The sequence below is a fragment of the Paraburkholderia sp. JHI2823 genome (assembly GCF_038900695.1).
Lineage (GTDB): Bacteria > Pseudomonadota > Gammaproteobacteria > Burkholderiales > Burkholderiaceae > Paraburkholderia > Paraburkholderia mimosarum.
In genome coordinates this window covers 158,948-174,159 of sequence record NZ_JAYMRY010000001.1, presented here as the reverse complement: position 1 = coordinate 174,159, position 15,212 = coordinate 158,948, and the positions used below count along the sequence as shown (strand labels likewise).

13 protein-coding genes are annotated in these 15,212 nt (G+C 65.6%); 1 reads left to right on the top strand and 12 read right to left on the bottom strand.

What is annotated here, in order from left to right; translation table 11 throughout:
* Positions 1–4: 4 nt before the first annotated feature.
* The 12 genes from VSR34_RS00725 to VSR34_RS00670 form a co-directional block, all read right to left on the bottom strand.
* Positions 5–811 (bottom strand): SDR family oxidoreductase, encoded by an 807-nt coding sequence (locus tag VSR34_RS00725; protein ID WP_028209947.1) that lies wholly within the window; start codon positions 809–811, stop codon positions 5–7.
* Positions 812–938: 127 nt separating this feature from the next.
* Complete coding sequence (locus VSR34_RS00720; RefSeq protein ID WP_342961605.1) at positions 939–2,090, bottom strand: C40 family peptidase; 1,152 nt, start codon at positions 2,088–2,090, stop codon at positions 939–941.
* Positions 2,091–2,323: 233 nt separating this feature from the next.
* On the bottom strand, positions 2,324–4,156 hold the full coding sequence (locus VSR34_RS00715; protein ID WP_028209945.1) for a PhoH family protein: 1,833 nt from the start codon (positions 4,154–4,156) through the stop codon (positions 2,324–2,326).
* Positions 4,157–4,555: 399 nt separating this feature from the next.
* A complete protein-coding gene (locus tag VSR34_RS00710) occupies positions 4,556–5,017 on the bottom strand; it encodes a peroxiredoxin (protein WP_028209944.1) in 462 nt (153 codons plus the stop codon).
* Positions 5,018–5,174: 157 nt separating this feature from the next.
* Positions 5,175–6,071, bottom strand: a complete 897-nt coding sequence (locus VSR34_RS00705; protein ID WP_028209943.1) for a polysaccharide deacetylase family protein — start codon at positions 6,069–6,071, stop codon at positions 5,175–5,177.
* Positions 6,072–6,095: 24 nt separating this feature from the next.
* Entirely contained in the window at positions 6,096–7,145 is a 1,050-nt protein-coding gene (locus VSR34_RS00700) for a bifunctional UDP-4-keto-pentose/UDP-xylose synthase (protein WP_028209942.1), read from the bottom strand.
* On the bottom strand, positions 7,142–8,104 hold the full coding sequence (locus tag VSR34_RS00695) for a formyltransferase (RefSeq protein ID WP_342961604.1): 963 nt from the start codon (positions 8,102–8,104) through the stop codon (positions 7,142–7,144). The genes VSR34_RS00700 and VSR34_RS00695 overlap by 4 nt, the downstream gene beginning before the upstream one ends.
* On the bottom strand, positions 8,101–9,174 hold the full coding sequence (locus VSR34_RS00690) for a glycosyltransferase (RefSeq protein ID WP_028209940.1): 1,074 nt from the start codon (positions 9,172–9,174) through the stop codon (positions 8,101–8,103). Before VSR34_RS00690 ends, VSR34_RS00695 begins: the two co-directional genes overlap by 4 nt.
* Before the next feature lie 118 nt (positions 9,175–9,292).
* Positions 9,293–10,453 carry a DegT/DnrJ/EryC1/StrS aminotransferase family protein gene (locus VSR34_RS00685; protein ID WP_028209939.1) on the bottom strand — a complete coding sequence of 387 codons (1,161 nt, stop codon included), beginning with the start codon at positions 10,451–10,453 and terminating at the stop codon, positions 9,293–9,295.
* Positions 10,454–10,576: 123 nt separating this feature from the next.
* Positions 10,577–10,948, bottom strand: coding sequence for an SMR family transporter (locus VSR34_RS00680; RefSeq protein WP_028209938.1), 372 nt, complete (start codon positions 10,946–10,948; stop codon positions 10,577–10,579).
* Between the two features lie 165 nt (positions 10,949–11,113).
* Complete coding sequence (locus tag VSR34_RS00675; protein ID WP_036017900.1) at positions 11,114–12,805, bottom strand: glycosyltransferase family 39 protein; 1,692 nt, start codon at positions 12,803–12,805, stop codon at positions 11,114–11,116.
* 158 nt (positions 12,806–12,963) lie between these two features.
* Positions 12,964–13,338, bottom strand: coding sequence for an Mth938-like domain-containing protein (locus tag VSR34_RS00670; protein WP_342961603.1), 375 nt, complete (start codon positions 13,336–13,338; stop codon positions 12,964–12,966).
* Between the two features lie 601 nt (positions 13,339–13,939).
* On the opposite strand from VSR34_RS00670, the gene VSR34_RS00665 reads away from it, so the two are divergent.
* Positions 13,940–15,178 carry a pyridoxal phosphate-dependent aminotransferase gene (locus tag VSR34_RS00665; protein ID WP_342961602.1) on the top strand — a complete coding sequence of 413 codons (1,239 nt, stop codon included), beginning with the start codon at positions 13,940–13,942 and terminating at the stop codon, positions 15,176–15,178.
* The last annotated feature ends 34 nt before the right edge of the window (positions 15,179–15,212 follow it).

The following is a 15,212-nucleotide window of genomic DNA, read 5'->3' as shown; positions in this document are numbered from 1 at the left end:
CGCCTCAGATGAGCGGTGTGCTGGCGCCGTCCATGGGGATGAGGGCACCGGTCACGTAGCTCGCGCGGCGGCTTGCGAGGAAAAGCGCGACATCGGCAATTTCCTCCGGTTTCGCGTAGCGCCCGAGCGGAATCTTCGCTTCGCCGCTTGCGAGTGCCTGGGCGGCGTCGACGCCTGCCCTCTGAGCTTCGAGCTGAACGGCTTCCTGCAGACGTTCCGTGAGCGTGGCGCCCGGGTTGATCGCGTTGATGCGGATACCGTAGCGCGCGTGGTAGTGAGCAAGACCAACCGTGGCGAGCATCAGGGCCGCGTTGGCCGCGCCGCCGGCGATATGGATGTCGCTCGCGAACTTGCCGCCCATGCCGATGATATTGACGATCGCGCCGGGCTCCATGCTCTCGCCTGCCTTGATCCGCTGCACCATGCGGCGCAGCACTTCCTGCTGCGGGTAGATATAAGGGAAATACTTCGCCTCCATCGTGGCCCTGAAAGCGTCGGCGTCGAGCGCTTCCGGGTCGTAGCGGCGTGCCGCGCCCGCGCTGTTGATGAGGATATCGATGGGGCCGACCGCCGTAGAGACTTCCTCGACCACGTCGGCGGCGCTGTGCGCTTCGTGCAGGTCCGCACGCGTGAGATGCACGTGCAGGCCTTCGCTCGTCAGTTGCTCGCGGGCGCGCGCGAGATTAGCCGGGTCGCGCGAGACGATCGCCACGCGCGCGCCTTCCTTCGCAAACGCGCGCGCGCAGGCGAGGCCAATGCCTTTGCTGCCGCCCGTTACGAGCACCACCTTCTTGCTGAGTCCGAGATCCATCGTCGCCTCGCTGCGCGAAAGTATCGAAAACGGTACCAAAACGATAGCAGACGCGACCGGCGCCGCAAACCCGCCTCGCCGTTCGGCCAGGGGCGAGATTGCGCCCTCCCGCGCCGCGGTCGGCGTTTCAGTCGCCGCCGTTGGCGAAGCGCGCGATCGGGTCGTCGCTGGACTGGGTCGGGGCGGGGGAGACTGCGCCAGCCGTCGAGGCGCGCATGATCTGCGCGCTGCCTACGGGCAGTGAGGACGCCTGGATCGGCGTCGAACCCGCGAGGCCTGCCTGGCGCGCCGCTGCTGCGGCGTTGGGCGGCGGGGGCTCGAAGGCATCGGCTGCGGCCTCGATGGGGTCGCGCTCAGCGCTGACGGCGGCACCTACCGTAGCGCCGGCGGCGAGGCTGGTGACGGGGCGCGCGGCATAGACAGGCGCCTCATTGACGGGCGCAACGGCGCCCGCTTCTCGCGCCTGCGCTTGTGCGCTGCCGAGCGAGGCTGGCGGCGGCTCGAACGCGTCGGCGGATGCGTCGGCAGCCGTCGAAGCAACCGGCACAGCAGGCGGCACAGCAGCATAAGGCGAGGGCGGCGCCGCCGCCGCGGCGCGGTTCCGGCTGCCGCCAGGCGCGCGTGCGGGCTCGGGCGCCGGCGCAGGCGATGCGCTCGCCATCGCGGAAGCTCCTCGCGCATTGCTCGAACCGGCGGCGCTTTCGGCAGGCGCAGACGCTTGCAGGGTCGGCGCATCGAAAGGCGTGCGCCTGGGCGGCGCCATGCGGCGGATGCCGTCGAAGCGCTTGGCCCAGTAAGGATTGGTCAGATAGTCGAGGCGCACCGTGCCGCCGGTCGAGGGCGCGTTGACGAACCGCAGCTTGCCGACGTAAATCCCGACATGCGAATGGGGCCGACCCGTCGTATTGAAAAAGACGAGGTCGCCTGGCGCGATCTCCCCGGGTTCGATCGTTTCGCCGCGTGTGCTCATCTCGATGGTGGTGCGCGGCAAATCGACGGAGGCCGAGCGCACGAGCACGTATTTCACGAGGCCGCTGCAATCGAAGCCGCTGTCGGGCGTATTGCCGCCCCATCGATACGGAATGCCGACGAGAGCCATCGCCTGGATCGAGATTTCCTCGCGGCCTATGCTGTGATCGACAAAATCCGGCAACTCCGGGGGGCGCGTGCGCCACGCGTTTTCGCTCGAGGACGATGCTCCGCGCGACACCTTTTGCGGCGCGCTCGAACACGCGGCAAGCAACACGGCGATCAGAAGCGGGAGCCAGAGTCGGCGCATGAAGCGGGCGAGGCGCGTGCGACGCAGGCGCCATCGGAATAACGGTCGGTCATGGGCGGATAGTAGCCGGTCCGTCAGTGCTTTCGCAAGAATTCTTCATAACTTACTTGAAGTTCGTGCGCCAACTGTTGCGCTCGGGGAACGCGCCCAAGAAAAAAGGACCGTATCGGGTTACCCCGCTACGGTCCTCACTTGCGCGTGAACGCCCGGTAAAAGGGCGTCCGGCGAACGGCTTACAGAATGTCCGACGCGTAATCGGCAAGCCGCGAACGCTCACCGCGGGCGAGTGTCACGTGGCCGCTATGCGCCCAGCCCTTGAAACGGTCCACCACATAGGTGAGGCCCGAGCTGCCTTCCGTCAGATACGGCGTGTCGATCTGGGCGATGTTGCCAAGACACACGATCTTCGTGCCCGGACCCGCACGGGTGACGAGCGTCTTCATCTGCTTGGGCGTGAGATTCTGCGCCTCGTCGATGATCAGATACTTGTCCACGAACGTGCGCCCGCGCATGAAGTTCATGCTCTTGACCTTCAGACGCGAACGGATCAGTTCCTGGGTCGCGGCGCGGCCCCATTCGCCGGCGGCGTCGTCGGTCTTCTGGAGCACTTCGAGGTTATCGTCGAAGGCGCCCATCCACGGTTGCATCTTTTCTTCTTCGGTGCCCGGCAGGAAGCCGATGTCCTCGCCTACCGGCACCGTCGCGCGCGTCACGATGATCTCGTTGTAACGCTTCTCGTCGAGCACCTGCGCGAGGCCCGCCGCGAGCGCGACGAGCGTCTTGCCCGTGCCGGCCTGGCCGAGCAGGGTGACGAAGTCGATTTCCGGGTTCATCAGCAGGTTCAGCGCGAAGTTCTGCTCGCGGTTGCGCGCCGTGATGCCCCACACGTTGTTCTTGTGGTGGCCGTAGTCGCGCAGCGTTTGCAGCAGCGCCGTCTTGCCGTTGAGCTCGCGCACGATCGCATGAAACGCGGGCTCGCCGTTCTGCGGCTCCAGATAGACGAACTCGTTCACGAGCATCGAGAGGCATTCGGGACCCGTCACGCGGTAATACGTCGTGCCGGTCTTGGTCTCCTGCCAGGACTCCATGCCCTTGGCGTGCTTCGTCCAGAAGTCCTGCGGCAGCGCGCGCACGCCCGAGTAGAGCAGATCCTTGTCTTCGAGAACCTGGTCGTTGAAGTAGTCTTCCGCGGGCAGGCCCAGCGCATGGGCCTTGATGCGCATGTTGATGTCTTTCGACACCAGCACGACGAGGCGGTCTGGGCGGTCGCGCTGCAGCGCGCGCACGACGCCGAGGATCTGGTTGTCGGCCTTGCCTTGGGGCAGGCCATCGACCGGATCGATGTGTGTGAGCGTGGTCTGGAAGTACAGGCGTCCGAGCGCCTCGCGGCTGCCGAGGCGGCCGAGCGAAATGCCTTCGGAGATGGGGCCGGCATTGGCGACCAGCTGGTCGAGCGTGCGGCTCACCTGGCGCGCGTTGCGCGCGACTTCCGACATGCCCTTCTTGTGGTTGTCGAGTTCTTCCAACGTCATCATCGGCAGATAGACGTCGTGTTCCTCGAAGCGGAAAAGGCAGGTCGGGTCGTGCATGAGCACGTTCGTGTCGAGCACGAAAAGCTTCTGGACTTCCGTGCTCTCTTCCGGATGCACGCGCTTTTTCGTGCCGGGACGCGTGGCCGGTGCAGCAGCGCCGCCGGACGCTTTGGTCGAGACGGGTTTGCCGCCGCGTGCAACCGGTGCCTCGTCGCCGCCGGTGCGCGCTTCGAGCGGCTGCAACAGCACAGGCGTGGCCTGTTTGCGTTTGTTGCGTGCGGGCGCCGGGGCGACGGGCTCGAGCGCGGCCAGTTCGGCACTCGCGCTCGAGAGCGGGACCGTGCGCAACGTGGTCGCGGCGTTGGCCGCCGGCGTCATCGGCTCGGCGACGCTGGCCGGGCCGTATTCGCCAACGTCGGCAGCGTCGTTCTCGCTCGCGGCTTTGCGTGTGCTCCGCGTCGTGCGGGCGCGCGCCTTGTATTCTTCGGGCGGCAGCAGGTTGCCGAGCTTGCTGGGGGGAGTAGGCAAAGGCATGGTGTCCCTCGAAAAAATCGGGTCGAGTGGTCGCGGGGTTACCCAGTAAGGCGCGCTTTCGGGCGGTGCGTGCGGATGCCGGGTAGGCGCCCGCCGTTACTGCGCAAGGTGCGCGCTCAGGTCAGAAAATGCCGGTTCGCCTGGTTTTCGATCAGCTCCTTGACGTTTGCGCATGCCGGGTCGCAGAGCCGGCATGGACGGAAAGAAAAGCGGTAGGGAACAGCGTAGGACAAACAAAAAAGCCGCCGCCCCGGATGACGAGGCAAGCGGCTTCACTTCGGTGTTGACCCGTTGCCTCCGATGCGCATTTCCGGTCATCCCATGACCGGCAGCGACACCGACGCAACGCGACGTAAAAAGGGTTGGACAGGCACTCATTGCAGCCCAATATAACGCTCCTCAAAGCGCTTGTACAGCCTCCAGAATTTCCTCGACATGGCCCGGCACCTTGATTCCGCGCCACTCCTGGCGCAGTACCCCGTCGGCGTCGATGAGGAAGGTCGAGCGTTCGATACCTCGAACCTGTTTGCCATACATTTTCTTCAATTTGATGACGTCGAAGAGCGTGCAGAGCGCTTCGTCGGCATCCGATACCAAGGTAAACGGCAGTTCGAGCTTGGCCTTGAAGTTATCGTGCGAGCGCACGCTGTCACGCGACACGCCCACGATCTGCGCGCCGGCCTTCCTGAACTTCGGAGAGAGGTCGCGGAACTGCAGGCCTTCGGTCGTGCAGCCCGGCGTGTTGTCTTTCGGATAGAAGTACAGCACCACCTTGCTGCCCCTCAGGCTCGAGAGCGTGAAGTCGCCGCCGGTGGCGGGCGCGGTGAAGTCGGGAACGGGTTGATCGACTGCGATGGTCACGTCAGGCACGTGGCTCTCCCTTTGTTATTGGCGGGCGCTGCCGCAGCGCCTTCAGGCTGGACGCGCTGCGGTGCCGGTCCGCCGGAACGGCGTGCCGCCCGCGGTGCGGGGCGTTGGACGGGCACGGATCCTGGCGGGCGCCCCGCGGGCGGCGGATTCAGTCGGGCTGAACGATCAACTGGCCCGAGCGGCCGGCGATCTCGCCCCAGGTGACAGGGTACGATGGCAGCGAATCCGGGTCCAGCGTCGCATGGTAATCGCCCATCGTGGCAAACGTGTGGCCTTGTGCGCGCCAGCCGGCCAGCAGTTGCTCGAACACGCCCGCGAGCTTCTGGCCTTCGAGTTCGGCATGCAACGTGAAGACCTGGTCGTGCGGATTGTTCTCCGTGCGCTTGAGCAGCCACGCCGCGACCGTGCCGGTATCGACACCGTCCACGCCGAGCACTTCGTCGAGCGTGGGCAAGGTGGTGGGCATTTGCACGTGGTTCAGCGTGCGGCCTGCCACCACGGGGCGATAGGGCGAATGCCCGCGCCCGTCGGAAGCGTACTTCATGCCCCAGGCGTCGATCTGCTCGAAGGCGGCCTCGTTCATCTGCCAGCCTGCCGCACCGTGCGTGACGGGCGGCGTGCCGAAGATCCGCGTGAAGCGGTCATGGCTCTTCTGCATCTGGCGCGCGGTCCATCGCGCATCGCGTGTGCGAACGTTGTCCTGCCAGTACACGTGATCCCACGTATGGATGCCGCACTCGAAGCCGGCTTCGTGTATCGCGCGCATTTGCGCAGCCGCCTCCACGCCGATGTCGGGGCCAGGCAGCAGCACGCCGTACATCAGCTGCCTCAAGCCGTAATGCTCGACCACGGATGTGCGCGAGACTTTCTTGAGAAAGCCCGGCCGGAAGACGCGCCGCAGCGCCCAGCCCGTGTGATCGGGACCGAGGCTGAACAGAAACGTGGCGCGCGCCTTGTAGCGGTCGAAGATGCGCGCGAGGTTCGGCACGCCTTCGCGCGTGCCGCGCAGCGTGTCGACGTCGATTTTCAGGACGATGCGGGCCAAGTGACTGGGACCTTTGTCTGAAGCTTAGTGTTGCTCGACGAGCGCACGGGCTTCGGCCACATGGCCACGGTACGCTTCGAAGATCTTGCGCAGCGCTTCGTCGAAGGTCGACTTCGGCGCCCAGCCGAGTTCCTGCTTCGTGTTGTCGATCTTCGGCACGCGATTCTGCACGTCCTGATAGCCCGCGCCGTAGTAGGCGCCCGACGACGTTTCGACGAGTTGCACCTTCCTGGCCGACTCCGCGTATTCGGGGAACTCGGCCGCGAGCGCGAGCATCTTGTGCGCGAGTTCGCGCACCGAGAAGTTGTTGGTCGGGTTGCCGATGTTGTAGATCTTGCCCGTGGCGACGCCGTCCTTGTTCTCGATGATCTTCATGAGCGCTTCGATGCCGTCGTCGATGTCGGTGAACGCGCGCTTTTGCGCGCCGCCATCCACGAGGCTGATGTTCTCGCCGCGCACGATGTGGCCGAGGAACTGCGTGACGACGCGCGACGAACCTTCCTTCGGCGTGTAGATCGAGTCGAGGCCCGGGCCGATCCAGTTGAACGGACGGAACAGCGTGAAGTTCAGGCCTTCCATGCCGTAGCCCCAGATCACGCGGTCCATGAGCTGCTTCGAGCACGCATAGATCCAGCGCGGCTTGTTGATCGGGCCGTAGGTGAGGGCGGATGCATCGGGGTCGAACTGCTCGTCGCTGCACATGCCGTAGACCTCGGAGGTCGACGGGAAGACGAGGTGCTTGCGGTACTTCACGGCCGAACGCACGATGGGCAGATTCGCCTCGAAGTCGAGCTCGAACACGCGCAGCGGTTGCTGCACGTAGGTAGCGGGCGTGGCGATGGCGACGAGCGGCAGGATTACGTCGCACTTCTTGACGTGATACTCGACCCACTCCTTGTTGATCGTGATGTCGCCTTCGAAGAAGTGCATACGCTCATGCTTGACGAGGTCGCCGAGGCGCTCCGTCTGCATGTCCATGCCGAACACTTCCCAGTTCGTGGTTTCGAGGATGCGCTTGGACAGGTGGTGGCCGATGAAGCCGTTCACACCCAGGATCAGAACTTTTTTGGTCATGGACGGGGGACAGATGAAATGAGTTCGGAGAACGCGGCGGGGCGGATGACGGTCTCCTGACCGCCATGGCTCGGCGCATGCCGCAGTTCGTGGATCGCGATGGCGCGGCCGTCGCCGCAGACGGCGAAAAACGCATTATCGCTTACGTGGATGCCGACGGGCAATCGGGCGAGGGTGCGGACCCTTTCGGCGTCTTGCGAGCCGGGGCGCACGAGGCGCGCGCGGGCGATCACGAACCGCGCGTTGCCGACATCCGTGAACGCGCCCGGATAGGGCGGCGCGACGGCGCGAATCAGGTTGTACACCTGCTGCGCGCTCTGGCCGAAGTCGATGCGGCCGTCCTCGGGCTTGCGCCCGCCGTAGTAGCTGCCCTTGGCGAGATCGTTCGGAAGATGCGGCGCTTCGCCCGCGATCAGCGCGGGCAGCACGCGCCAGAGGGTTTGCTCGGCGGCCACCGTCACCTTGTCGAAGACCTGTGCCGCGGTGTCGTCGGGGAGGATCGGCACAGGCGTCTGCGCGACGATGGCGCCGGCATCGGGCTTCGCGGCCATTTCGTGCAGCGTGGCGCCGGTTTCGGTCTCGCCGTTGAGCACGGCCCAGTTCGTGGGTACGCGTCCGCGGTACTTAGGCAGCAGCGAGCCGTGCATGTTGTACGCGCCGCGCGCTGCGAGCGCGAGCAGGTCCACGGGCAGCATGTGCCGGTAGTAGAACGAGAAGATGAAGTCCGGACGCGCCGCGGAAACGGCGGCGCGCAGCTCGGCACTCCTCGGATCGGCAGGCGTGACGACTTCGATGCCATGCTCCTCGGCCACCGACTTCACGCTGCCGAACCAGATGTTCTCGGTCGGGCTGTCCTCGTGCGTGACGACGAGCGCGACGTCGACGCCGCCCGCGAGCAGCACCTGCAGGCAGCGCACGCCCACGTTGTGATACGCGAAGACGACGGCGCGCGGCTTCATTGACGGGCTCCTTCGTTGGCCGGGTTGGTCCCGACGTTGGCCGGTCGTGCGAACGCGGCGGCCTGCATGACGTCCTGGCGCGGCGTATCGGCGACGGCGCGGTCGTTGCGCTCCTCGAGGATCGTCTGGATCAGATAGCGGGGGCGTGCACGCACCTGCTGGTAGATGCGGCCGATGTACTCGCCGAGCAGACCGAGCGCGAAGATGATCACGCCGAGCAGGAAGAACGTGATGGCGAAGAGCGTGAATACGCCTTGCACTTCCGCGCCGAGGATGAAGCGGCGAATCAGCAGCAGCACGAAGAGGCCGGCCGAGCCGAGCGACAGGATCACGCCGATGAACGAGAGCCACTGCAGCGGCACGACGGAGAAACCCGTCACGAGGTCGAAATTCAGCCGGATCAGGCTATAGAGCGAATACTTCGACTCGCCCGCGAAGCGCTCCTCGTGCGCGACCTCCACCTCGACGGGGTTTTGCGAGAACGTGTACGCGAGCGCGGGGATGAACGTGTTGATTTCGCCGCAGCGGTTGATCGTGTCGATGATGCGGCGGTCGTACGCGCGCAGCATGCAGCCCTGATCGGTCATCTTGATGCGCGTGATGCGCTCGCGCAGCCGGTTCATGGCCTGCGACGCCTTGCGCCGCCACAGGCTGTCCTGGCGTTGCTTGCGGATCGTCCCGACGTAGTCGTAGCCTTCGCGCATCTTCTCGACGAGCTTGCCGATCTCCTCGGGCGGATTTTGCAGGTCGGCGTCGAGCGTGATGACGATCTCGCCGCGCGCCTGCTCGAAGCCCGCGAGAATCGCCATGTGCTGCCCGTAGTTGCCGTTGAGCAGGATCGCGCGGGTGGCGTCGGGGCGTGCGCGGAACTGCTCGGCGAGCATCGCGGCCGAGCGGTCGCGGCTGCCGTCGTTGATGAAGATCACTTCGTACGAGGTGCCTAGCTTGTCGAGCGCCGGGTACAGGCGCGCGAACAGCGCGGGAAGGCCTGCTTCCTCGTTGTAGACCGGAATGATGACCGAGACTTCCGGCGTGTCCGGGGTCAAGGTGCGTTGTTCCGTTTGACTCATGTGTGCGTCGATTCCGTTATTGATGCTGCGGTTTACTGCGTGCGCAGACCGGTAGCGCATGAGCTGCACCGTCTGTCTGCGTTTCCCCTGATGCTTCCCGGCCGACTCTTTCCGCGGCTTACTTCGCGAACTTCGTACAGATTTCGTTCACCGCGTGGCATACGCGCGCCACATCGGCTTCGGTCATCTGCGTGAAGAGCGGCAGCGTGACCGTGCTCGCGCCGAAGCGCTCCGCGTGCGGGAACATACCCGCCTTGAAACCACGCTCGCGGTAGAGCGTGAAAAGGTGGATGGCCGGGTAGTGCACGCCCGAGCCGATGCCGCGTTCCTTGAGCTCGCCCATGAAGCCGCCGCGCGTGATGGCGAGCTTCTCCAGCGGCAGCGTGATCTGGAACATATGCCAGTTGCTGTTGGTGAAATCGGCGAGCGGCAGGCCCACGCCGAGCTTGACCGCCGCGCCGCCCTCCAGCCCCGCGAAGTAGGCGCGCGCGAGCGCGATGCGCTGACGGGTGAAGCGCTCGATGTGCTTGAGCTGGCCGAGCCCGACGCGCGCGGCGACATCGGTGAGATTGTACTTGCCGCCGAGCACGTCGCAGTCCATGCCGTCGAAGCCGGTGCGCGTGATGCCTTGCAGGCGGTACTTCTGCGCGAGGACGGCCTCGGCCTCGTCGTTGAGGACGAGCGCGCCGCCCTCGATCGAGGTGAGGTTCTTGTTGGGGTGGAAGCTGAACGACACGAGGTCGCCGATCGAGCCAATTCGCTTGCCATTCCACTGCGAGCCGAACGCCTGCGCGGCGTCCTCGATCACGCGCAGCTTGTGCTGGCGGGCGATCGCGTAAAGGCGGTCCATGTCGACGGGCAGGCCCGCGAGGTAGACGGGGATGAGCGCTTTCGTCTTCGGCGTGATGGCGGCCTCGAGCTTGTCGAGGTCGATGTTGCGCGTGAGCGGATCGATGTCGGCGAACACCGGCGTCGCGCCCACTTCATAGATCACGTTGCTCGTGGCGACCCACGACGCGGGCGTGGTGATGACCTCGTCGCCGGGACCGACGCCGGCGATGCGCAGGCCGATTTCGAGCGTGGCCGTGCCCGAGTTGAACGTGCGCACGGGCCGGCCGCCGCAATACGCGGAGAGCGCGGCCTCGAACGCCTGGTTCTGCGGACCGGTCGTGATCCAGCCCGAGCGCAGCACATCGGCGACGCCCTGGATGGTTTCCTCGTCGATTTCGGGGCGCACGAACGGCAGGAAAGGGAGAGACTGCGAGGATGACTGGGACATGGGTGTGGGAGTCGTTGCTCGTCAGAAAGTGGGCCAGGCGAAAGAATCTGCACGCCTTACGAATTCCTTATATGGGGCGGGGCATGCAGCGCGACAAGCGAGAATACGGGGCGCCGCGGCGTTCTAGCTGCGCGCCAGCACGAACACGCCGATCAGGATGATGCCGATGCCGACGAGCCGCTGCACGCTCATGACCTCGCCGAACAGATACCACGCCGCGAACGCATTGACCACGTAGCCGAGCGAGAGCATCGGGTAGGCGATCGAGACGTCCACGCGCGAGAGCCCGACGATCCACACGACCACGCTGAACACGTAGCAGGCGAGGCCGCCCAGAATCGGCACTTGCGTTGCAAGCTTCCAGCCGATGGGCAGGATGTTCGCACGGGTGAATTCGAAGTGTCCAACGGCATTGACACCGGCTTTCAGCAACAGTTGCGCACAGGCATTGAGGCCGACGCCGGCGAGGATGCAGATCAGGGAAATCGGATTCATCGGAAAGGGTGGTTCAACGGGTTATGGGGGTGCGGCGGGATCGTGGCCGTTGGCCGCTGGCGCAGGCGGGACGTTACCGGCCGCGCCTGGCCGGCCGCGCCTCGCCGGCCGCGCCTCGCCGGCCGCGCCAATTATCGCGCATGCGCCACGGGGGGCCGGAAGTGGTCAGGATTGGGGCTTCTCGACGATCACGCGGCGCGCGTCGCGGGCAATGACCTGCATCGGCAAGCCCTGCGCGGCGAGCTCTTCGTAGCGCTTCACGGGAATCAGCGCGAGCGCATAGCGGTCGGCCTTCCAGCGGGTTTCCCATTCGGCGATGGTCGGCACCCATTTTTGTGGTTCCTCGGAGATGCCGAAGGCAAGCTCGTCGGTGACCTCGACCATCGTCATCGAGTGGCGCACGTAGAACGGCATGGTGTGGTCGAGCACGCCCACCGAGTAGAACGGCGTGTCGGGCGGCAGCTTCGCGATGGCGGCGCGCACCGCGGGTGCGAGCGGCGCCCCCGAGCTCAGCGTGCCGAATACGTCGTGGCCCGTGCCGGCGATGGTGGCGAGCAGCAGCCACGCGGTACCGAGCGCGAGCGCCGGCGCTCGCGCGCCGGTGTCCGGCGTGCGCTTCGCGCGGTTCAGGCGCAGGCCGACCATGGTCACGACGAAGGCCACCGCGGCGGCGGCGAACACCCATACCTGGAACGCCCGGTAGAGCGCGTTGGGGTTGCGCGCATCGCCGAAGCGGGTGAGCACGAAGGAGCCGGCCATCAGCGCGGCGGCGAGGAGCGCGTAGCCTGCGAGGTGCCGGTTCCACTGCGCGCGCGTCATGAGCGGCAGATACATGCCGATGATGAGCGCGACGGGCGGCGCGATGGGCAGCACGTAGGAGACCAGCTTCGAGTGGGAAACGCTGAAGAACAGGAAAATGAACACCGTCCACACGAACATCAGCGTGACGGGCGAGAAGCCGTTGGGCTGGCGCGGCGCGCGCAGCGCGTGGCGCACGCTCTGCACGCTCACCGAGAGCCACGGCAGAAAGCCGACCAGCATGACCGGCACGAAGTAGTAGAACGGGCCGGGGCGGTTCTGCTCCGGCGTGAGGTAGCGCCGGAACTGCTGGACGATGAAGAAGAAGTTGAAGAACTCGGGATTGCGCTGCTGCACGAGGATGAACCACGGCGCAACGATCGCGAAGAACACGATCAGGCCGCTCACGAGATAGAGGCGCTTCCAGAGCGCCCAGTCGCGCGAAATCCCCGTGTAGAGGACGAGCACCGCGCCCGGCAGGATCAGCCCGACCAGACCTTTGGAGAGCACTGCCATTGCCATGGCCGCCCAGCACACCCACATCCAGAGCCGCGCGCTTGCCTTGGGCAGGTCGGGGCGCTGCGCGAGCAAGAGCGCGCACAGCGTGAGCTGCATCCAGAACGACAGGCCCATGTCGAGCGTGTTGAAGTGGCCCATCAGGTTCCAGTACGGCGCGCACGCGAGCACGACCGCAGCGAAGAAGCCCGTGGCGGCGTTGAACACGCGCGCGCCCGTGAAGCCGATGAGCAGCACGCCCGCGAAGCCGGTGAGCGCCGTATAAAGGCGCGCCTGCCACTCGCCAATGCCGAACCACGCGAATGTGAGCGCGTTCATCCAGGTCTGCAGCGGCGGCTTCTCGAAGTACTTGTAGTCGTTGTAGCGCGGCGTGATCCAGTCGCCGGAGGCGAGCATCTCGCGCGCCATTTCGGCGTAGCGGCCTTCGTCGCTCGGCAACAGATGGCGCCAGCCGAGCGGCAGGAACCAGATCACGGCGAGGGCGAGGATCAGGAGCAGGATCGCGCTGCGGTTGAGCGGTAGCCTCGATGGCGTATCGTTCATGGGTTTCAGCCTGTTCTTGTTGCAGTCGTTGCGGTCGAGGTTCGGATGGCGCGGGCTCGCCCCGTCCGCACCCCGTGTGTGCGGCGGCGCGCGCCATCACGCGGCGCGCAAGTGTACTACGGCGCTGCGCGGCTACCTGATGACAAGCTTAAGCTGCGTCACCTTTCGAGCAGGAGTGCGGCCGCCACGCGGCGGCCTTCGGCCATGAGAATGTTGTAGGTGCGGCAGGCGGCCTTGAAGTCCATCGCCTCGACGCCGATGCGCCGGGCAGCCAGCGCCGCGGTCAGGCGCGGGTGCGGAAAGCGCAGGCGCTCGCCGCTGCCGAACACCACCACCTCGGGGTTGAGCGGAAGCAGCATTTCGAAGAGTTCGGGCGTCAGGGCGTCGAACGCTTGCACCGGCCAGGGGGTGACCGGCGACTCGGGCATCATGATGATGCTGCCTGTATGGCGTTCGAGATTCACTTCGACATAATCGGCGCCGTAACCGGTAACGGTATTCAGCGCGCCGCTGGAGTCCTGGTGTAGTTTCAAAACGGGGTTCCGGGGTAATGGCGGTTCGGATGCGGCGGTTCGGATGCGCAGGCAAGGGGCGCACATCCTGTGCCGATGCTGGCCGGGGCGGCCGGCGCTACCGGCTTCGCGATCCGCCTCCGGGTCCGCTTCCCGGCCCGCATCTTGACAGATTGCGCATTGCGGAAGTTGGTCAAAATCCGCTAAATTATAGCTTTTTAGCCGCCGCCGCAGCGGTGCCTGCGGGCAAACCAGCTCGGCAGACCCCGCTGGAAGACCCGCTCGCGCCTATCCGCGCATCGGGCGAGGGCAGCCATAAGCTGCCGTGCGGTTGGTCAAGGATCCCTCCTGTGGCGTCGCATGTGCGCCGACCCCTGCACACAAAGCGCGGCGCAACCGGGCGCAGCCAGGCCGAAGCGAGGCCGAAGGGGGGCGCGGCAGGTGTCCTTCAGGGTAGGCCGCGCTGCCCGGAATGCTCAGCTCGCTGCCCTGCATGTCACGTCCGCCCTGGCGCCATCCGCTGCCTGGTCAACTGTCGTTCAACCCGCGGTCGATCAACCCGCGGTCAACCCCGTTCCAGCCCTTTTACAGCTTTTTACTCGCCTCTGACTGATAGCCCGCCGTGAAACCGATTCTCAAATCCAACAAGCTGCAGAACGTCTGCTACGACATCCGCGGGCCGGTGCTCGAGCATGCGAAGCGCCTCGAAGAAGAAGGCCACCGCATCATCAAGCTGAACATCGGCAATCTCGCGCCATTCGGTTTCGACGCGCCCGACGAGGTCATTCAGGACATGATCCTGAACCTGCCGGGCTCGTCGGGCTACTCGGATTCGAAGGGGGTGTTCGCCGCGCGCAAGGCGATCATGCATTACGCGCAGCAAAAGGGCGTCAAGGGTGTGGAACTCGACGACATCTACATCGGCAACGGCGCCTCCGAGCTGATCGTGATGGCCATGCAGGCGCTCCTGAACGACGGTGACGAGGTGCTGCTGCCCGCGCCCGACTATCCGCTGTGGACGGCGGCCGTGAGCCTTTCGGGCGGCACGCCGGTGCACTACATCTGCGACGAATCGAACGCGTGGATGCCCGACCTCGACGACATTCGCTCGAAGATCACGCCGAACACGCGCGCGATCGTCGTTATCAACCCGAACAACCCCACTGGCGCGCTGTATTCGGACGAACTGCTGCACGGCATCGTGGCCATCGCGCGCGAGCACGGCCTGATCCTCTTCGCCGACGAGGTCTACGACAAGATCATCTACGACGGCAAGACGCACACGGCGCTTGGCTCGCTCTCCGAAGACGTGATCACCGTCACCCTGAACAGCCTCTCGAAGAGCTATCGTGCCTGCGGCTATCGCGCGGGCTGGATGTTCCTCTCGGGCATGACGGGCGAAAACCGGCGCCGCTCGAAGGACTACACGGAAGGCCTCGGCATTCTCGCCTCGATGCGCCTGTGCGCGAACGTCCCGGGCCAGTATGCGATCCAGACGGCACTGGGCGGCTACCAGAGCATCAACGAGCTGATCCAGCCGGGCGGGCGTCTCTATCGTCAGCGCGAGCTTGCGTACAACCTGCTCACGGCCATTCCCGGCGTGACCTGCGTGAAGCCCGAGGCGGCGCTCTACATGTTCCCGCGCCTCGACCCGAAGCTCTACCCGATCGAGGACGACCAGCAGTTCATCCTCGACCTGCTCCTGCAGGAGCGCGTGCTGCTCGTTCAAGGCACGGGCTTCAACTGGAAGCAGTCGGACCACTTCCGCGTGGTGTTCCTGCCGAACGTCGACGACCTGACCGATTCGATCAACCGCATTGCGCGCTTCCTCGACGGTTATCGCCAGCGGCACGGCAACTGACGAGCCCATGGGTCCGGCCACTGAGCCGCGCGCG

Coding starts and splice junctions, on each gene's coding strand:
- VSR34_RS00675 (WP_036017900.1), bottom strand. CDS start 12,805: ATGAACGATACGCCATCGAGGCTACCGCTCAACCGCAGCGCGATCCTG.
- VSR34_RS00685 (WP_028209939.1), bottom strand. CDS start 10,453: ATGTCCCAGTCATCCTCGCAGTCTCTCCCTTTCCTGCCGTTCGTGCGC.
- VSR34_RS00720 (WP_342961605.1), bottom strand. CDS start 2,090: ATGCGCCGACTCTGGCTCCCGCTTCTGATCGCCGTGTTGCTTGCCGCG.
- VSR34_RS00725 (WP_028209947.1), bottom strand. CDS start 811: ATGGATCTCGGACTCAGCAAGAAGGTGGTGCTCGTAACGGGCGGCAGC.
- VSR34_RS00695 (WP_342961604.1), bottom strand. CDS start 8,104: ATGAAGCCGCGCGCCGTCGTCTTCGCGTATCACAACGTGGGCGTGCGC.
- VSR34_RS00700 (WP_028209942.1), bottom strand. CDS start 7,145: ATGACCAAAAAAGTTCTGATCCTGGGTGTGAACGGCTTCATCGGCCAC.
- VSR34_RS00680 (WP_028209938.1), bottom strand. CDS start 10,948: ATGAATCCGATTTCCCTGATCTGCATCCTCGCCGGCGTCGGCCTCAAT.
- VSR34_RS00690 (WP_028209940.1), bottom strand. CDS start 9,174: ATGAGTCAAACGGAACAACGCACCTTGACCCCGGACACGCCGGAAGTC.
- VSR34_RS00715 (WP_028209945.1), bottom strand. CDS start 4,156: ATGCCTTTGCCTACTCCCCCCAGCAAGCTCGGCAACCTGCTGCCGCCC.